This is a genomic window from Flavobacterium ichthyis (assembly GCF_009915155.1).
Taxonomy (GTDB): domain Bacteria; phylum Bacteroidota; class Bacteroidia; order Flavobacteriales; family Flavobacteriaceae; genus Flavobacterium; species Flavobacterium ichthyis.
The window spans coordinates 40,731-57,881 of sequence record NZ_JAABLM010000013.1 but is presented as its reverse complement, the minus strand read 5'-3'; the positions used below and the strand labels follow the sequence as shown (position 1 = coordinate 57,881).

Genomic DNA, 17,151 nt, shown 5'->3' with positions numbered 1-17,151 from the left:
GAAAGATTGAAATATTTAAAGATTTAAAAATTTGAATCTTATGTGTTTGTATAATTAATGTTTACCGTCGTCAAAAACTTGGATGGTTACTTCTTTTTCCACTAAATCCGTAAATTGACCGCGGTATCTTGTGGCTTTTACGAGATGGTTATCTATCCAATGGTAGTTTCCGCCTCGTGGTTTTCCCATGACCATTCCGTGGTATTTGAACCCGTGAAGTTTTAGCCATTGTTCGGTTACTTCGCGATGGGCTTCTGTTCTTGAGGTGAAGAAAAAAATGATGTGTCCTTCATCGTACCAACGGTTTAAGGTTGTCAACGCATCGGGATATACGGCTGCGGTTAACATTCTTTCGGGTTGTTCGTTAGGAATGTCATCGCAAATAGTGCCGTCGATATCAATAAGGTAATTTTTGATTCCGGGTGGCAAAATTGGGCTGATGGCTTCTCCGTTTTCGGTGGCTGACAAAAGGTTTTTATCGATTTCTTCTGGTTTCATGTTGTGTTTTTTTTTCGTCGTGCCTGCGTGAGGGATTACCTCGTCTATTCGCTTCGCTCGGGTGAAGCGGCATCCTTTTGTGAAGTCCCGACACTTCGGGACGGAACAAAAGATACAGCGGAAAGCCCGACCCGGAGTTTACGGAGGGGCACGCCCAAATTATTTTAATTTTCGTTTTTCCAATTTAAACGGTCTTGTTGGCTGTATTGCCATGGTGCCGCGTTATTTTCTATATTGGTCATCATGGCGTTGAGGGACATTGGTGCGGCACTTTGTTCCATGACTAGATAACGACGCATGTCCATGATGATGGAAAGCGGATTGATGCTTACGGGGCATTCTTCTACGCAAGCGTTGCAACTGGTACATGCCCAAAGTTCTTCGGGGGTGATATAGTCGTTGAGCAAGGTTTTATTGTCTGGGACGAAGATGCCTTTGTTGGCATCGATATTTTTTCCTACTTCTTCAAGACGGTCACGGGTGTCCATCATGATTTTTCGTGGGGACAATTTTTTTCCGGTAATATTTGCGGGACAAGCTGATGTACAACGGCCACATTCTGTACAAGTGTAGGCATTTAGTAGTTGTACCCAATTTAAATCCTGAACGTCGCTGGCGCCAAATTTTGCCGGAGCTGCATCCGTTTGTGGTTGTGCGGCAAATGGATCTGCTGTTGGGTCGAGCATTAATTTTACTTCGGCAGTAACGGACTCGAGGTTATTAAATTTTCCTTTTGGGTTTAAATCAGCATAATAGGTATTAGGAAACGCCAGCAAAATGTGGAGGTGTTTTGAATAATACAAATAATTCATAAAGATTAAAATGCCTACGATGTGTAACCACCAAAATGTTCGCTCGAGAATAATTAATGTTTCGCTTGGAATGTTTTCAAACATCGGTGCGATGAAACTGCTAATTGGAAAAGCTCCGGCTTGAATGTAATGTTCGGTTCCTCTTTGTGCCAAAGTTGCATCTGCCGCGTTCATGAAAAGGAATAGCAACATCAGAGCGATTTCAAAATATAAAATATAATTTCCGTCACTTTTCGGCCAACCTTTTAAATCGTTGTGAATGAAACGTTTTAGTTTGATGATATTTCTTCGAACTAAAAAGGTGATGACTGAAAAAAGTACTAAAAACGCTAAAATTTCGAAGGAACCAATTAAAATGTTGTAGAAAGTTCCCATGAAGGCAAAAATTCTGTGGGTTCCGAACAGTCCGTCGATAATAATTTCAAGTAATTCGATGTTGATAATGACAAAACCAACATATACAATAATGTGTAAAACACCCGCAATGGGGCGTTTTACCATTTTAGATTGTCCCAGAGCGATTAAAGCCATGTTGGCCCAACGTTCTTTTTTATTGTCGGAACGATCAACGTCTTGACCGAGTTTGATGTTTCGGACTAATTTTTTAACGTTGAAGGCGAAATAGCCAAAACCGGCAACGAGTATTAGGGCGAAAATAATATTGTCGATGTAATGCATCGGGTTTGTTATTTAATGGTGTCGGTAACTTTTTTAGGCTCGTTTTCTACGTAGGGTGTATTTTTTCTTCCAAATACAGAAAAATGCACGTAACGTTTTGGATTATTTTTCACGTCAGCTAACAATTGCTTGAGTTCGTTTGAAGCACCTTCGAGGTTGTTATACATGCCGTCGTCTTTCATTAATTTTCCTAAAGAACCTTTGCCGGATTGAACATCATTGATAATTTTATCAACGTTGGCAATTGATTTTTCTAACTTTTTCATGCTTTCACCTAAATTCGCTTTATTAAGTGAATCTGAGAGTTTTGCAAAATTGTCTGATGTATGGTCTAAATTAGTGAAAGTATTGTTTAGCTTGCTTCGGTTGTCTGCCATAATGCCGTTTAAATTTTTGGCAGCAATGCTAAATTCTTTCATGGTTGCAGAAAGTTCGGCAATGGCGTTTTGTAGATTGGCTTGCGTTTGTTTGTTGAAAGTGGTGTTGATGTTCATTAGTAAACTATCAGCCGTTACAACGGTATGTTCTAACTTTGTTTGAAGGGGCGAAAGTTTGTCACCCAAAGAAGAAAGCATTCCAGGTTTTACATCAGTAGAAAGTTGTTGTCCGTCTTCGGCTTCCACAGTATCTTTAAAATTAGGAATCAACGCAATGTTTTTCCCGCCAATAAAACTTGGTTCGTAAATTGTAGCAATTGACGAACGCGAAATTGGAAAATCTGTTTTGATTTGCATTTCAACTTTTAATTTTCCATTGTCGTGCAAGGTAATACTGCTTACTTTTCCAACTGCTAAACCGTTGATGGTTACAGGTGCGGAAGGAGCTAATCCTTCTACATCGTCATAAACTGCATAAAATGTTTTGTAATCATTAAAAAGGTCTTTCCCTTTTAAAAAGTTGTAACCCCATACAAATAATGCAACTGAGGCGATAACGATAACTGCGATTTTTACTTCTCTTGATATTTTCAAAGCTTGGTGTTTTTGAACAAATTTAATTAAATAATTTTGACTTGTTTCTTAAAATTATTTTAATGCTTCTTGAATTGATACTTTTTTACCGTTTTTGTAGGCTACTAAAAAGGCAGATGTGTAACCTTTAGATTTTGCTTCCTGCAATAAAACTTTAGCGTTATCATAACTTCCGGTTTCGCCGTACATATATTTGTAAAGATTTCCTTCGGATGACATTGAGATATCATTCAATCCTTTAAAATTTGATGGAGTCAATGCTAATTTTGTTCCACTTGCCGAAATTTGAACTTTAAAAATAGTACCATTTAAAACCGGTTTTTCCGTAACAGGTTCGGGCTTGGTTTCCGTTTTAACTACTGGTTTTGTTTCCACTTTTGGTGTTTCAGGTTCAGCGGTTTCTTTTGGTTTTTCTACTTTTAGTGCTTCTTTGTCAATTTTATTTTCTACAATTACACCGCCATAATATTCTTTTTTATAACTGGCAATTGCGTCGGCAATGGCTTTGGCAATTTCGTTTTGACCATCTTCGCTATTCAAATAAGCCCCTTCATTTTTATTGCTAATGAAACCCATTTCTACCAAAATACTTGGCATGGCTGTTCTGTGCAAAACCAAAAATGGCGCTTGTTTTACGCCACGACTTTTTCTTTTGGCTTGATGAAAATTATCCTGAATTTTGCTTGCTACCGCAAAACTATTCATCAGGTTATCTTCTTGCTGAAGTTTCATTCCCACAATGGATTCTGGTGATTTAGGATCGTAACCTGCGTAAGTTAACTTATAATCTGCCTCCAATTCCACTACTTTATTTTCGGCTTGTGCCACTTGTAAGTTTGATTTTAATTTCGTCAAACCCATCACATAGGTTTCAGTTCCAAACGGTTCTTGACTCGGATTCGCATTACAGTGAATTGACACAAAAAGATTGGCGTTATTTTTATTGGCAATATTGGCTCTTTCGGACAATTCGATGAAAACATCTGTGCTTCGGGTATAAATGACATCAATATTAGGTTGTTTGTCGAGTAAGCGTCCTACTTTTAAAGTTACCGCAAGGGCGATATTTTTTTCGGCATAATTGTGATGAACTGCTCCAAAATCTTTGGCTCCGTGACCTGCATCTAAAACTACTTTAAATTTATCACTTTGTGCTTGAGTTCCTATTGTAAACATCAAAACCGTTGCAGAAACAAGCGGTTTAAAATTTTTGAAAATATTCATATTTTAATAAATGGTTTTTTTAATAAAAAAGACAGGGTTATAATTTTGTTATTTCCGTATTTTTGATGAAAAATATGTGTAAGTTTGGCACGTCAAAAATTAAGCCATATTTTTACAAAAATAGTATTTAAACCTTTGCATACAAACTTATTTCATATCGTTTTATTATCAATTTTTCTAACAATAGGAAGCCAAGTTGGTTATTGTCAGGAAACGCGAACGAACTCTACCACTATACCTACTGAAAAGCAAACCTTTACACCTTTGGATACAGTTAGTGCAAATCTTGCCGATGTGTTGCCACCAACAGATTCGACCCAAGTAGCAAAAGATTCTGTGGCGCCAAAAAAAGGTTTTTTGCAAAGTGTGGTAAAGCGAAAAGCAGCCGGTTACGAAAAATTTGACCAGAAAAAAAAGTTGCTTACTTTATACGATCAAGCCGAATTATACTACGAAGATTACGAACTTAAAGCCGGAACCATCGTAATGAACTACGAAAAAAACGAGGTTTATGCCGGAAGATTAAAGGATTCTCTAGGAAATTATACCCAACGTCCTGTTTTTAAACAAGGCAATAATATCGTCGAACCCGATTCGATTAGGTTTAATACCCAAACAAAAAAAGCGTTAGTTTGGAATTCGCGTTCCACTCAAGGCGATCTGAATATCAAGGGAGAAATTACCAAAAAAGAAAATGATTCGGTTTATTTCATCAAAAATGCACGTTTAACGACTTCAAAAAACATTGACGATCCAGAGTATTATTTTTTGGTGCGAAAATTAAAAATGGTTCCCGGAAAAAAAGTGGTCGTAGGATTGACAAACATGGTCATTGCAGATGTACCCACGCCAATCGGGATTCCGTTTGCGTTTTTCCCAACTACAACCGAATCGCGTTCGGGATTAATTTTACCATCGCCAACAAACTCTAACCGTCAAGGTTTTGCATTGCAAAATGGTGGTTTGTACCTCGCACTTTCAGACAATTATGATTTAGCTATTTTAGGAGATTATTATACAAATGGAAGCTATGCATTGCGTTTCGAATCAAGTTACGCTAAAAGATATCGCTTTCGCGGAAATTTAAACGTACGATTTGAAAATCAAATTCAGAGTGAAAGAGGTTTTCCGGATTACACCAAAACGCGACAGTACAACATTCAATGGTCTCATTCTCAAGACGCAAAATCAAACCCAAACTCTAGATTTTCAGCATCTGTTAACTTAGGAAGTAGCCAGTATTTCCAGCAATCTTTGAACCAAAGTAATGTGAGTTCCGCTTTGAACAACACTTTAAGTTCCTCGATAAATTATTCTAAAACATTCAACACAGTTCCGCAGGTAAACATGTCTTTAACGGCCACACATTCACAAAATACACAAACGCAAACCATTAACATGACATTGCCAACTTTTCAAGGAAGCGTGGATCGTGTATATCTTTTTGCTGGCGAAGACGAAACCAAAAAAGGATTTATCAAAAATTTAAACATTCAGTATAATATAAATGCTCAAAACCGTATTACCACAACTGATTCACTTTTCTTCAAACCACAAATGTTTAGAAACGCCGTTTCAGGATTTCAACATAGCATCCCTATCAATACAAATTTTAAATTATTCAAATATTTCAGTGTAAGTACAGGAGCAAATTATAACGAAGTTTGGACTTTTAAGACCATCCGAAAAAGAATGGGTATTGTGAACGAAACACCTACTGTGGTAAATGACACAGTTAATGGTTTTGACGCTTTTAGAACTTACAACCTTTCGGCAAGTATGGGAACTACTATTTATGGTACTTTTAATTTTGGCGAAAACAAAAAAATTCAGTCTATTCGTCACGTTGTCAGACCTAATATTTCTTATAGCTATACCCCAAGTTTCGATCAGTATTATGATACATATGACCCGAATGGAACCGGACAAATGTTAACAGAATATACCCGATTTGAAGGCGGAATCTACGGAACGCCATCTCGCAGAATGTCAAATATGTTAAACTTTAGTTTGAACAATACGTTTGAGGCAAAGGTTAGAGATCGTGATAGCACTAAAACCGAACCAAAAAAAATTATGTTGCTCAACAACCTAAATTTTACGACGACTTATGATATGACGGCAGATTCCCTAAAGTTAGCACCTTTGAGAATGAGTGGTGGAACGAATTTACTGAAAGATAAAATGAATGTGAACTTTGCTGCCACACTCGATCCTTATGCTTTGGACAACGCCAATAGAAGAATTGAACGCTGGAATATTGACAACGGAGGAAGTTTATTACGACTTTCGAGTGCGAATGTGACGATTAATTACTCTTTTTCCAGTACTGATGGAACCAACCAAAATGATCGAACTGATCCCCTTAAAAATCAAGGTTTAAGGAATGGTGGTCGAGAAGATGATTTATTTGGAACAGCAAGAGATTTAGGCGATCAACGGCAGAGTATGTTTAATGACGATGATATTGAACAAGAAAAAACCAAGTCAAGGTTTTACAACGCTGTTATTCCTTGGGATTTAAGACTTGCCTATTCCCTCACCTACTCTAACTCGCAAAGGCAAAATAGAATTACCAATAATTCCTTGATGGTATCCGGAAACGTTGACCTTTCACCACAATGGAAAGTGGGAATTTCCACAGGTTATGATTTTGTACAAAATGGTGTAACGTTTACCCAACTTCGTTTTGAGCGCGATTTGTTAAGCTGGAGAATGGATTTTAACTGGATTCCGATTGGAGATTATACTTCTTGGGGATTCTTTATCGGAATTAAATCATCAGTATTGAGCGATATTAAGTGGGACAAACGAAGACAACCTGATCGAATCATCAATTAATTGAATATGAAAAAAATAATTTTTACAGAAAAAGCACCAGCACCAATTGGTCCGTACAATCAAGCAGTATTGGCTGGAAACACGTTATTTACATCAGGACAAATTGCTTTGCATCCTGAAACTGGTAAATTGGTTTTAGAAGATATTGAAACCGAAACCAAACAAGTAATGGAAAATATGAAAGCAGTTTTAGAAGCTGCCGGAATGACTTTTGAAAACGTGGTGAAAACTTCTATCTTTATTATGGATATGAGTAATTTTGCGAGAATTAACGCGGTTTATGGTGCTTATTTTGATGAAAAATTTGCCCCTGCAAGAGAAACCGTTCAAGTGTCGTGTTTGCCCAAAAATGTGAATATAGAAATCTCGATGATCGCAATAAAATAGTTTTGTACCAAAATAAAACATTAAAAAAAGCCCTGATATTCAGGGCTTTTTTGCTTTTAGTTCAGCTTGTGGTATTCAATTAATCCGTCGATTGGTCTTCTTAAAACGTTTCCTAATCGGAGTCCGTTTTGTTCAAGAACGGTTTTCAATTCATCTTTCAAATAGAATGCGATGGAGCCTACAAAATGCACCGGAATTTCTCTGGCATTCTCAAATTGAAGGATGTAATTGTCCACAAATTTTTGCATGGCTTTGCGAACAAAAACATTGATAAATTCGTCATCTTTGTGCTGGATCAAAAATTTTGCAAAAGTGGCCAAATACGCATTTGGATTGGGTTCTTTGTACAAATTGTGTTTGATGGTATCCGGATCTAAATCATAATCTTTTTCAAATTGCTCTGCAAGATGTTTTGGCATTTTCCCGAAATGGTATGCCCGAATTAGAGAACGACCAAAACGGTTTCCGCTGCAATCATCCATTGCCATATAACCTAACGATTGAATTTTTTGGTGTAATTCCTGACCGTCAAAATAACTGCAGTTAGAGCCCGTTCCTAAGATTGAAATGATGGCTTTTTCGTTAGTTGGGTTAGTGGCGTAAGCGGCAGCATAAGTGTCTTCCTTTACGAGAATTTCTGCGTTTGGAAAAAATTCGGTGAAAGTTGAAGCCAGTTCGTTTTTCATTCTGTCGGTTCCACAGCCTGCTCCATAAAAAAATAAATGAGTTACATTTTTACGGTTTTGGTAGATATCGAAACGGTCTTCAAGGCGTTCAAGTACTTCGCTTTTTTCGAGTACTTCGGGGTTTAAACCCAGGGATTGTGTGGTGAAAAGCTTGTTTCCATTGTCGTCTAATGCAATCCAATCTGCTTTTGTTGATCCACTGTCTACTAATAATTTCATTTTTTGTTTGGTAATATTTTCCCGCTCTTTTTGGAAAATGTTTAAAAAGCGCCGAATGTTTTGTTTGTTAGCCCCGATTATCTTACAATACGCTTATTTTTATCGGTGTTCGGTGAACACTTCGTGTTTATAGCGAAAATCCTTTTTTTTCGGTTGCCCTGGATTGAAAGTCCGGGGGTAATTGAATAAAAAGATTGCAGCGGAAAGCGGGAAAATGATTCATTTTTAGCCTGAACGATGGCTTCAAATATAAAAATAAAAAAGTCCCGCCAATGGTGTTGACAGGACTTTTTTTAATATTAAAGGTTTGCGATATGAACCGATAAATCGATCAGTTTGCTTGAGTAACCGTACTCGTTATCGTACCATGATACGATTTTGAAGAAGGTAGAATTTAAACCGATTCCAGCTTTTGCATCTACGATTGAAGTGCGAGAATCTGAGATGAAATCTTGTGAAACTACGTCGTCTTCGGTGAAGCCAAGGATGCCTTTCATAGATGTTTCTGAAGTTTCTTTAATGACTTTCATGATTTCTTCGTAAGAAGTTTCTTTTGCCACTTTTACGGTTAAATCTACTACAGAAACATCTGCGGTTGGGACACGCATTGACATTCCGGTTAGTTTACCGTTTAGTTCTGGGATTACTTTTCCTACTGCTTTTGCAGCTCCAGTTGAAGCTGGAATGATGTTTAGAAGAGCCGCTCTTCCACCACGGAAATCTTTTCTTGATGGACCGTCAACCGTTAATTGTGTTGCAGTTGTAGCGTGAACGGTGGTCATCAAACCTTCTACAATTCCGAAATTATCGTTGATAACTTTTGCCAATGGCGCTAAACAGTTGGTTGTACAAGATGCATTAGAAACGATTGTATCATTTGCAGTTGCTTTTTCGTGGTTTACTCCCATTACAAACATTGGAGCGTCTGCTGAAGGAGCCGAGATTACAACTTTTTTTGCACCACCATCGATGTGAGCTTGTGCTGTTTCGAGGGTTGTGAAAATACCGGTACATTCTGCAACTACATCAACATCTACTTTTTCATCGTCCCATTTAATTAGTTTTGGATCTTTTTCTGCTGTAACGCGGATGAATTTATCGTTTACGTAAAGTTGTCCGTCTTTTACTTCAACTTTTCCATTGAAACGTCCATGAACTGAATCATATTTTAAAAGGTAAGCCAAGTGGTCAACATCTAAAAGGTCGTTGATGGCTACTACTTCTACATTATCTCTGTTAAATGATTCTCTGAAAACGATTCTTCCGATTCTTCCGAATCCGTTGATTCCTAATTTTACTTTTGACATTTGTTTGTTTTGCTTATGGCCGAAGTTTTGGTTTTTCAGCCGGTAATTAATACTAATTTGTTTATTTTGAATTTTTGTTTTGGTCGAATTTATTTAGGTTGTCATGATGTCTGAAACTCTGAGCAACTCCATATCGATTTGCGAATTTCCTTTAATAGCTTGTTCTAAGGGTGTTAACTCTACTTTATCATTCATCAGTCCTACCATATAATTGCTTTTCCCTTCAAGGATAGATTCTACTGCTTTTACACCTAAACGGCTTGCTAAAACCCTATCAAAACAAGAAGGAGCTCCACCACGTTGCATGTGTCCTAAAACAGAAACACGAACGTCGTATTCCGGCATATTTTCTTCTACATAATCTTTGAGTTCGAAAACATTTTTACCAATTTTGTCTCCTTCGGCAATGACTACAATGCTGGAAGATTTGCCTGATAATTTACTTTTTCGTAAAGATTCTAACAAACGGTCTAACCCAAGGTCTTCTTCTGGAATTAAAATTTCTTCTGCTCCAGCACCAATTCCGGCATTCAAAGCGATATGTCCGGCATCGCGTCCCATTACTTCTACAAAAAATAATCGGTTATGCGAACTTGCCGTATCCCGAATTTTATCGATTACTTCAACAACGGTATTAAGAGCTGTGTCGTAACCTAAAGTGTGTGTTGTTCCGTAAATATCATTGTCAATTGTTCCGGGAATTCCCATAACAGGAAAATCATATTCTTTATTAAAAACCAATCCACCGGTAAAACTTCCGTCACCACCAATCACTACTAAAGCATCAACACCTTCAGCTTTTAAATGATTGTAAGCTTTTTTACGGCCTTCTTCGGTCATGAATTCTTTAGATCGAGCAGATTTTAAAATTGTTCCACCTTTATTAATAATGTTATTCACACTTCGAGGTCCCATTTCTTTAAAATCGCCTTCAATCATTCCTTGATAACCGCGGTAAATTCCCACACATTCTACATCGTGAAATGCACAAGTTCTCACCACTGAACGGATAGCAGCATTCATTCCGGGAGAGTCTCCTCCAGATGTAAGCACGCCTATTTTTTTTATTGTTTTTGACATTTATTTGCTGTTAATACTGTAAAATTAGCAAACATATATCATTTTTAGGTAGGTGTTTTTAATAATTTAGGAAAGAATTGTAATTTCAAACGATTTCGTTGATAAGTTTTTTTATCACTAAAGAATTAAAGGAGATTTTTTCGTAAATTTTATGGGTTTGCTCAGAAAGTTAGTCGGCTTCTGGAGCCGATTGGGTTTGTGGTTTAGCGGGTTCGGCTTTTTTACGGCGTTCTTGAGTCCATTTAATATATTCCGGAGAAAAGTCCGAATCTGGAAGTTGATCGGTTGCTTGGTTTGTTTCTTCTTTTGCTTTTAAGCCAAAAATTTTAAACCAAAGTTCTCTTAAAGTGTCAAAATCTACTTCATAAGAAATACCAATACCTTGTGTATAATCAATTGCTTCGCCAAGATAATTATAATTAATGTCGTTTTCGCGGTTAAAAACGCGCAGGTTCAAGGTTCCATCATCGTTCACACGGTATCTGATTTCAACATTTCCAACTATTGTAGATTGGTTAACGCCTCCAACGGGAACCCCCACTTTTCCGTCAATGGAAATCCTGTCGTTAATTTGCGTAGTAATTGCAATCCCAAGTTGGCTACTGGTTTCTGCCATTGGGTTTCGATCGGCTTGTTGATAATCAAAAGCTACCTGAAATTTTCCTTCTTCGTCTTGAAATAAATCATTAAAAAGATTTCCGGCACGTTCGAACAAACTGCCGTAAACTGCCGTTCCTGCATTGTCTGAATTGATGAAATTTCCGGTTGCCAAAAGCGATAAAGCTTGGTTAACACGGGTATCTTTGTCATCTAACCTTACTTGTAATTCCGATTTTAAAACTGAACTAACTGTTGGGAAATTTATGGTAAAATCTGGTTCGGGATTGGTTAAATTTCCGGTCAAGCCAATGACAACTTCTACTGGAACTTTCCTGTTAAATGAAGCGTTTTCTTGCAAAATTGCTGGATTTGCCTGCGTTCTGTAAACGGCATCAATGTTTAATCTGGCTCGTAAAGGATCGCCTTCCCAAGAAATTGAACTGCCTTTTTTTACCTGAAATTTTTTATCGATTAATCCGCCGTATTTGAAATTATATTCTCCTTGTGCCACATTATAATCGCCCCACATATTAAATTTTCCGAGGGTACTGATTTCTAATCGCATTGTTCCGTCACCGGTTCCTTTCAATCCATGTCCAGAATTTCGATCGATGACAATTTCCACTTGAGCTTCGGGAGTAATTTTTAAATCAAATTGTAACTCTAAACCTTGATTAGCAATGATTGGTGCTTCAACAATACCTTTTTCTATATTGTATTTTTCTTTTGGACTTAAAAATTTTATAAACGAACTATTTCCGGCTCCAGTTGCAGAGCTAATTGGAATTTTGATGTCGGTACCTTTTTTAGATTCCGCCTGAACGGCAATAAATAATCCGTTTGTCGGCCCGTTAATTGAAGCGTTTCCAGCGATGAAAGCTGTCCCAAAATATAATGCATCATCAGAATCTTGGGTATCTAATGCTAATAATCTATCCGAAACGATATTAAGATCTAACACCCAATTTTTAAAATTTTGATGGCGAATATTTCCAGTTAAATAACCTACAGTATTGTACTTCGTATCGGTCATTTTCGCATCATTAAATCTAAATTGATTTTCGGTAAGATCCACAACGCTTCTTTCCTCAAACTCATAGTCAACGTTAAGATATGGAATTTTCATCCCAACTTTATCTAAATATAATCGGCCGTTTATTTGTGGATTTTCAAGCGTTCCTACAAAGCCAGCGTTTCCGGTGGCAAACCCTCGAATTTTAGAAATGACGTTTCCGCCCAAAGGACTCAAAGCACCTAAATTAAATTTTTCAAATTTAAAATTTAAATCAAAAACCGTTTCTTTATTGAGGATTGCAATGTCTCCAGTGGCGCTAAAATTTTCAACATTTTCATTCCTTAAGGTCGAATTTACACTGAAACGGTTCAAATTTTCATCTCCTTGAATGTCCACAAATAAATCTCCTAAAGCCACATCATTCACGAAAAGGCTATCCACCGAAACTGTTGAAGTAGGTTTATAAACATTTTTATTTTGGAAAAAATTCAGTTTTCCGTTGAGATTTCCTTGAATTCGAAGGCTGTCGATTTCTGGAAGCAATTTGCCCAAATTCACTTTTTCAAAGTTGAGCGAAAGGTCTTTATAAGTAGAATCTTTTAAAATTCCAGAAAGCTCAATGCGTTGGTCATTATGAGTCATCAAAATATTATCGATATTAAAATTCTTCATTTTTTTATCGAAAATAATCTTGTTATCGGCAGTATCTTCTTCGTTTAAAAACCATAAATAGTCTTTAATGTTTACCTCTGATTTTTTAACCCCAACTACGTTGTTGTTATTTTCGTCAATGGTGTGGTAAATATTAAATTTAAAATAATCGCGGTTGAGTTTTCCGCCTTTAAATTCTGTTCTAAAGAAAAGTGTGTCTTCTAATTTTACGTTAATTGTAGAAAATTCAGAAATTTTATAATTTTTAGTTTTAATGCTATCAATACCAATATACGCGTTGTAAAGCGGATTTTTATTGTCAATTTCTAAAAAAACTTCGTCAAAAGTGTTGTTAGCATAATTAATTTCGGGTGAATTAAAATTCAGTTTAAATTCGTTTGTATCTGCAATTAATCTCCCAGAAATTTGGGTGTTAGTACTTAGCGATAACTGTGGCAAAAATATTTCAATCAATTTATTGTAGATTGACAAATTAAAATCTAAATATTGTCCTTTGCTCACCTTATTCGGACGATAATTGGTATATAAACTTCCAATGGCGTTTTCAATAATTTTGCCTACTTCGTTAAACTTGTACTTTCCGTGAATTTCGCCTTCAACAACATCTGGAGAACTAATGGTAATTTTTCGGCTTCCATCTTCACCAAAATTTGAATTGAGTTTAAAATCATCGAAAAAATAAATATCATTTTCGTTTTGATAAGAAGTTTGCGAAATCAAAATATCGCCGTGCATGTTATCTATATTGTTACCAGACATTTGAATCGTAATATCACCTTTAAAAAGGGAAAGTGTATCACGTTTTATCAAATTCAGCTTATGAAGATCCGCATAATCGATGATGGCATGAAAATCATAACGGTTTTCACGTTTGCTTAAATCGACTAATCCATTAAAATCAAGTTTTACGTTTTCATCGTTTACCACAAATTTACCTTGGAAAATAGGATTTTTGAGCGTTCCATCAACTTGAATATTTTTGTAATTATAATTTCTATAATTTAACGCATATATATTTCCAGTTACTTTTGTGTTTAGAAATTCACGCGTGAAACCTTTGCCCACAACATTCATGTCAACTGTTACCGCACCAAAATCTTTTTGACCGAGAAATTTACCAATGTGAAATTGATTCAAATTAATATCTCCATTGTAAGAAGCATTATCAATGTTGTTAATATTGTCAATGTCTAAAACGGCTGCTAACTCTCCTATTTCGGTGGTGAGATATAAATCTGTTTTTACATTTGTTTTAGAAACTTGTGCGTTTCCAGCGATGTCAAACTCACCTAAATACGCCAAAGATGAGGGTAATTTTTCGCCTAAAATTCGAGGTAGAATAGTTTTTAAATTGTTATAATTTGAAGACAATTTTTCAAATTCTCCTTTAATCAAAAAAGCGTTTTTATCAGGATTGAATAGATTTTTAAAATTGATGTCGCCCACAATTTGCGATTTTTTATCCACTACCATTTTTAAATTTCGAGTGTAAAAATCGTTCATCGTTCCGGCAAGAATTGTTGAGAATTCAAAGGTTTTATTCGGGCCAAATTCGCTGTAAAACAAGTTTAAATCATTGGTAGAAATCGCACCAGAATCAATATCAGCATCAATATGAACTTTATTTACGAAATCTCCAAGACCACCTTCTTTATAAGTTAACACAATGTTTCCAGCCATTTTTGATTCTTTCGTGGCAAGCGACATTTCTTTCAACAAAATACTTTCTTTGCTGTAACTAAATTTTCCGGTTAGATTTTTAACTTCTAATTTTCGATGATCTAAAAAAGAAAATTTTCGGATTTCTGTAGTAATATCGCTTCCGTAAATTTTAAATTTTCTGATGCTGGCTTCCATTTTTGTAAAATCAATCGCCACCTGATTTTCAAGATTTTCGTTAGAAACTTTAAAATGGCTTTTAGTCAGATAAATATTATCAGCTGTGAGTTCAAAAGGTTTGGTTGATTTTTTTCCAGTATCAAATTTTTTTACAAAAACATTGATATTCGCTTCCTTCTCATTTTTGTAATTTTTCAGATTGAAAAACAAATTATCTGCATAGATATCTCCAAAAAGCAAATCGCCAGATTGTAATTTCTTAAAACTTAAAATATTGGTTTTTATAGAATTAGCATAAATAAGTGTATCTTTATGATGGTCTCTTATTAAAACCGTTTTTAATTTTACGCTTCCAAAAACTGAAATCGCCACTTTGTCCACATTAATATCTGTGCCATAAGTTTCGTTGAGTTCTTTGGTTACATAATGCGCAATTTTAGTTTGCACAAAAGGTAATGAAAGTGCAATACCAAGTACCAGCAAAAATATAATGATCCCCAAAAGGATGCGAAATACTATTTTTTTAAATTTTTTGATACCCTTAATTGTTTTATTTTTGTAACCTATAAAATTAAAAATTTGCGTAAAAATGGCAAACGAGCCAATCTATCTTTTAGCAATCGAAAGCTCCTGTGATGACACTGCTGCTGCTGTTTTGCAAAACGGAAAAGTGTTATCAAATGTTGTAGCTAACCAAAAAATACACAGCGAATTTGGTGGCGTTATTCCCGAACTTGCCTCACGAGCTCATCAACAGAATATTGTTCCTGTTGTGGAGATGGCGATACGCAAAGCAAATATCGACAAAAAACAGTTAAATGCAATAGCTTTTACACAAGGTCCTGGATTAATGGGATCACTTCTCGTAGGTAGCTCATTTTCAAAGTCTTTGGCTTACGCATTAAATATTCCATTGATTGCCGTGAACCATATGCATGCTCATATTTTAGCTCATTTTATTGACGAAGATGGCTACGATAAACCAAATTTTCCTTTTTTAGCGATGACAATTAGTGGCGGACATACACAAATTGTAAAAGTGAATGATTTTTTTAATATGGAAATTATTGGCGAAACTACTGATGATGCCGTTGGAGAAGCTTTCGATAAAAGCGCAAAAATTTTGGGGCTTCCCTATCCTGGCGGTCCTTTGATTGACAAATTTGCAAAAGAAGGAAATCCAAAAGCTTACAAATTTACCAAACCAAAAGTTCAGGGACTAAACTTTAGCTTTTCAGGATTAAAAACGGCGATTTTATATTTTGTTCAAAAAAATGTAGCTGAAAATCCTAATTTTATTGAAGAAAATTTAGCAGACATTTGTGCGTCAATTCAGCATACAATAGTTGAAATTTTGATGGACAAATTGAAATTAGCTGTTACCGAAACCGGAATTAAACAAGTGGCAATTGGCGGTGGTGTTTCGGCAAATTCCGGGATTAGAGAAACGCTAAAAAGTGCCGAAAAAAAACACGGATGGCAAACTTTTATTCCGAAATTTGAATACACAACAGATAATGCCGCAATGATTGGAATCGTAGGATATCACAAATTTTTGTCAGGGAAATTTGAAAATCACGCGGTAACCGCAAAAGCCAGAATTGAATTCTAAATTATGCAACTTTTTTACAACCAAAATATTTCGACTGAAACCGAAACGTTCTTTTTTGATAAGGAAGAAAGCAAACACATTATTAAAGTTTTACGTAAAAAAAACGGTGATAATTTACTTGTTTCTAATGGTTTAGGTTTTTTATTTAAAACTGAAATTATTTTAGATTCTGATTCAAAATGTCAGGTAAAAATCATTAGTTTTGAAAAACAAGACGCTCCAAAATTTAATTTGCATTTAGCAGTTGCTCCAACCAAAATGAACGACCGTTTCGAATGGTTTTTAGAAAAAGTAACTGAAATTGGCATAAGCGAAATTACCCCAATAATTTGCGAAAACTCGGAGCGAAAAGTGATTAAAAATGATCGTTTTGAGAAAATTATTGTGTCTGCAGCAAAACAATCTTTGCATTATTTTTTACCCAAATTAAATCCGGCAGTTTCTTTTTCGGAATTCATCAAAAAAGAAAAAACTGGTCAAAAATTTATTGCCCATTGTGAAGAAACTGATAAAAAATCTTTGAAAGAAACAATTCAAAAAAATGAAGACGTGGTGATTTTAATTGGTCCGGAAGGTGATTTTTCTTCAAAAGAAATTAAATTAGCTATTGAAAAAAATTACCAGCCTGTTACGCTTGGAAACACGAGATTACGAACTGAAACCGCAGCAGTAGTGGCATGTCATAGCGTGGTTTTTATAAATCAATAAAG

12 protein-coding genes are annotated in these 17,151 nt (G+C 35.8%); 4 read left to right on the top strand and 8 right to left on the bottom strand.

Annotation, left to right across the window (positions count from 1 at the left end; genetic code table 11):
• Nucleotides 1–54: 54 nt before the first annotated feature.
• From GV828_RS10890 to GV828_RS10875, 4 genes are all read right to left on the bottom strand, one after another.
• Complete coding sequence (locus GV828_RS10890) at nucleotides 55–498, bottom strand: LNS2 domain-containing protein (RefSeq protein ID WP_166537523.1); 444 nt, start codon at nucleotides 496–498, stop codon at nucleotides 55–57.
• Between the two features lie 164 nt (nucleotides 499–662).
• Nucleotides 663–1,988 carry a (Fe-S)-binding protein gene (locus tag GV828_RS10885; protein WP_166537522.1) on the bottom strand — a complete coding sequence of 442 codons (1,326 nt, stop codon included), beginning with the start codon at nucleotides 1,986–1,988 and terminating at the stop codon, nucleotides 663–665.
• A gap of 8 nt (nucleotides 1,989–1,996) precedes the next feature.
• Nucleotides 1,997–2,959 (bottom strand): MlaD family protein, encoded by a 963-nt coding sequence (locus GV828_RS10880; protein ID WP_166537521.1) that lies wholly within the window; start codon nucleotides 2,957–2,959, stop codon nucleotides 1,997–1,999.
• Nucleotides 2,960–3,013: 54 nt separating this feature from the next.
• Nucleotides 3,014–4,183 carry an N-acetylmuramoyl-L-alanine amidase gene (locus GV828_RS10875; protein ID WP_166537520.1) on the bottom strand — a complete coding sequence of 390 codons (1,170 nt, stop codon included), beginning with the start codon at nucleotides 4,181–4,183 and terminating at the stop codon, nucleotides 3,014–3,016.
• A gap of 84 nt (nucleotides 4,184–4,267) precedes the next feature.
• Between GV828_RS10875 and GV828_RS10870 the strand changes: the two genes are divergently transcribed.
• A complete protein-coding gene (locus tag GV828_RS10870) occupies nucleotides 4,268–7,024 on the top strand; it encodes a putative LPS assembly protein LptD (RefSeq protein WP_166537519.1) in 2,757 nt (918 codons plus the stop codon).
• A 6-nt stretch (nucleotides 7,025–7,030) separates the two neighbouring features.
• Complete coding sequence (locus tag GV828_RS10865) at nucleotides 7,031–7,411, top strand: RidA family protein (RefSeq protein WP_166537518.1); 381 nt, start codon at nucleotides 7,031–7,033, stop codon at nucleotides 7,409–7,411.
• A 56-nt stretch (nucleotides 7,412–7,467) separates the two neighbouring features.
• On the opposite strand, the gene GV828_RS10860 is transcribed toward GV828_RS10865, so the two are convergent.
• The 4 genes from GV828_RS10860 to GV828_RS10845 all read right to left on the bottom strand — a co-directional run bounded on the left by GV828_RS10860 (nucleotide 7,468) and on the right by GV828_RS10845 (nucleotide 15,276).
• The gene (locus GV828_RS10860) at nucleotides 7,468–8,316 is read right to left on the bottom strand and encodes an N-acetylglucosamine kinase (protein WP_166537517.1); all 849 of its coding nucleotides are present in this window, start codon (nucleotides 8,314–8,316) and stop codon (nucleotides 7,468–7,470) included.
• Between the two features lie 299 nt (nucleotides 8,317–8,615).
• Nucleotides 8,616–9,623 carry a type I glyceraldehyde-3-phosphate dehydrogenase gene (gene gap / locus GV828_RS10855; protein ID WP_166537516.1) on the bottom strand — a complete coding sequence of 336 codons (1,008 nt, stop codon included), beginning with the start codon at nucleotides 9,621–9,623 and terminating at the stop codon, nucleotides 8,616–8,618.
• 93 nt (nucleotides 9,624–9,716) lie between these two features.
• Entirely contained in the window at nucleotides 9,717–10,703 is a 987-nt protein-coding gene (gene pfkA, locus GV828_RS10850; RefSeq protein WP_166537515.1) for a 6-phosphofructokinase, read from the bottom strand.
• A 169-nt stretch (nucleotides 10,704–10,872) separates the two neighbouring features.
• A complete protein-coding gene (locus GV828_RS10845; RefSeq protein WP_317163826.1) occupies nucleotides 10,873–15,276 on the bottom strand; it encodes a translocation/assembly module TamB domain-containing protein in 4,404 nt (1,467 codons plus the stop codon).
• A gap of 142 nt (nucleotides 15,277–15,418) precedes the next feature.
• Here GV828_RS10845 and tsaD point away from each other — a divergent pair, with 142 nt between their 5' ends.
• Complete coding sequence (gene tsaD, locus GV828_RS10840) at nucleotides 15,419–16,441, top strand: tRNA (adenosine(37)-N6)-threonylcarbamoyltransferase complex transferase subunit TsaD (RefSeq protein ID WP_166537513.1); 1,023 nt, start codon at nucleotides 15,419–15,421, stop codon at nucleotides 16,439–16,441.
• Nucleotides 16,442–16,444: 3 nt separating this feature from the next.
• A complete protein-coding gene (locus GV828_RS10835; protein ID WP_166537512.1) occupies nucleotides 16,445–17,149 on the top strand; it encodes a 16S rRNA (uracil(1498)-N(3))-methyltransferase in 705 nt (234 codons plus the stop codon).
• Nucleotides 17,150–17,151 lie beyond the last annotated feature (2 nt).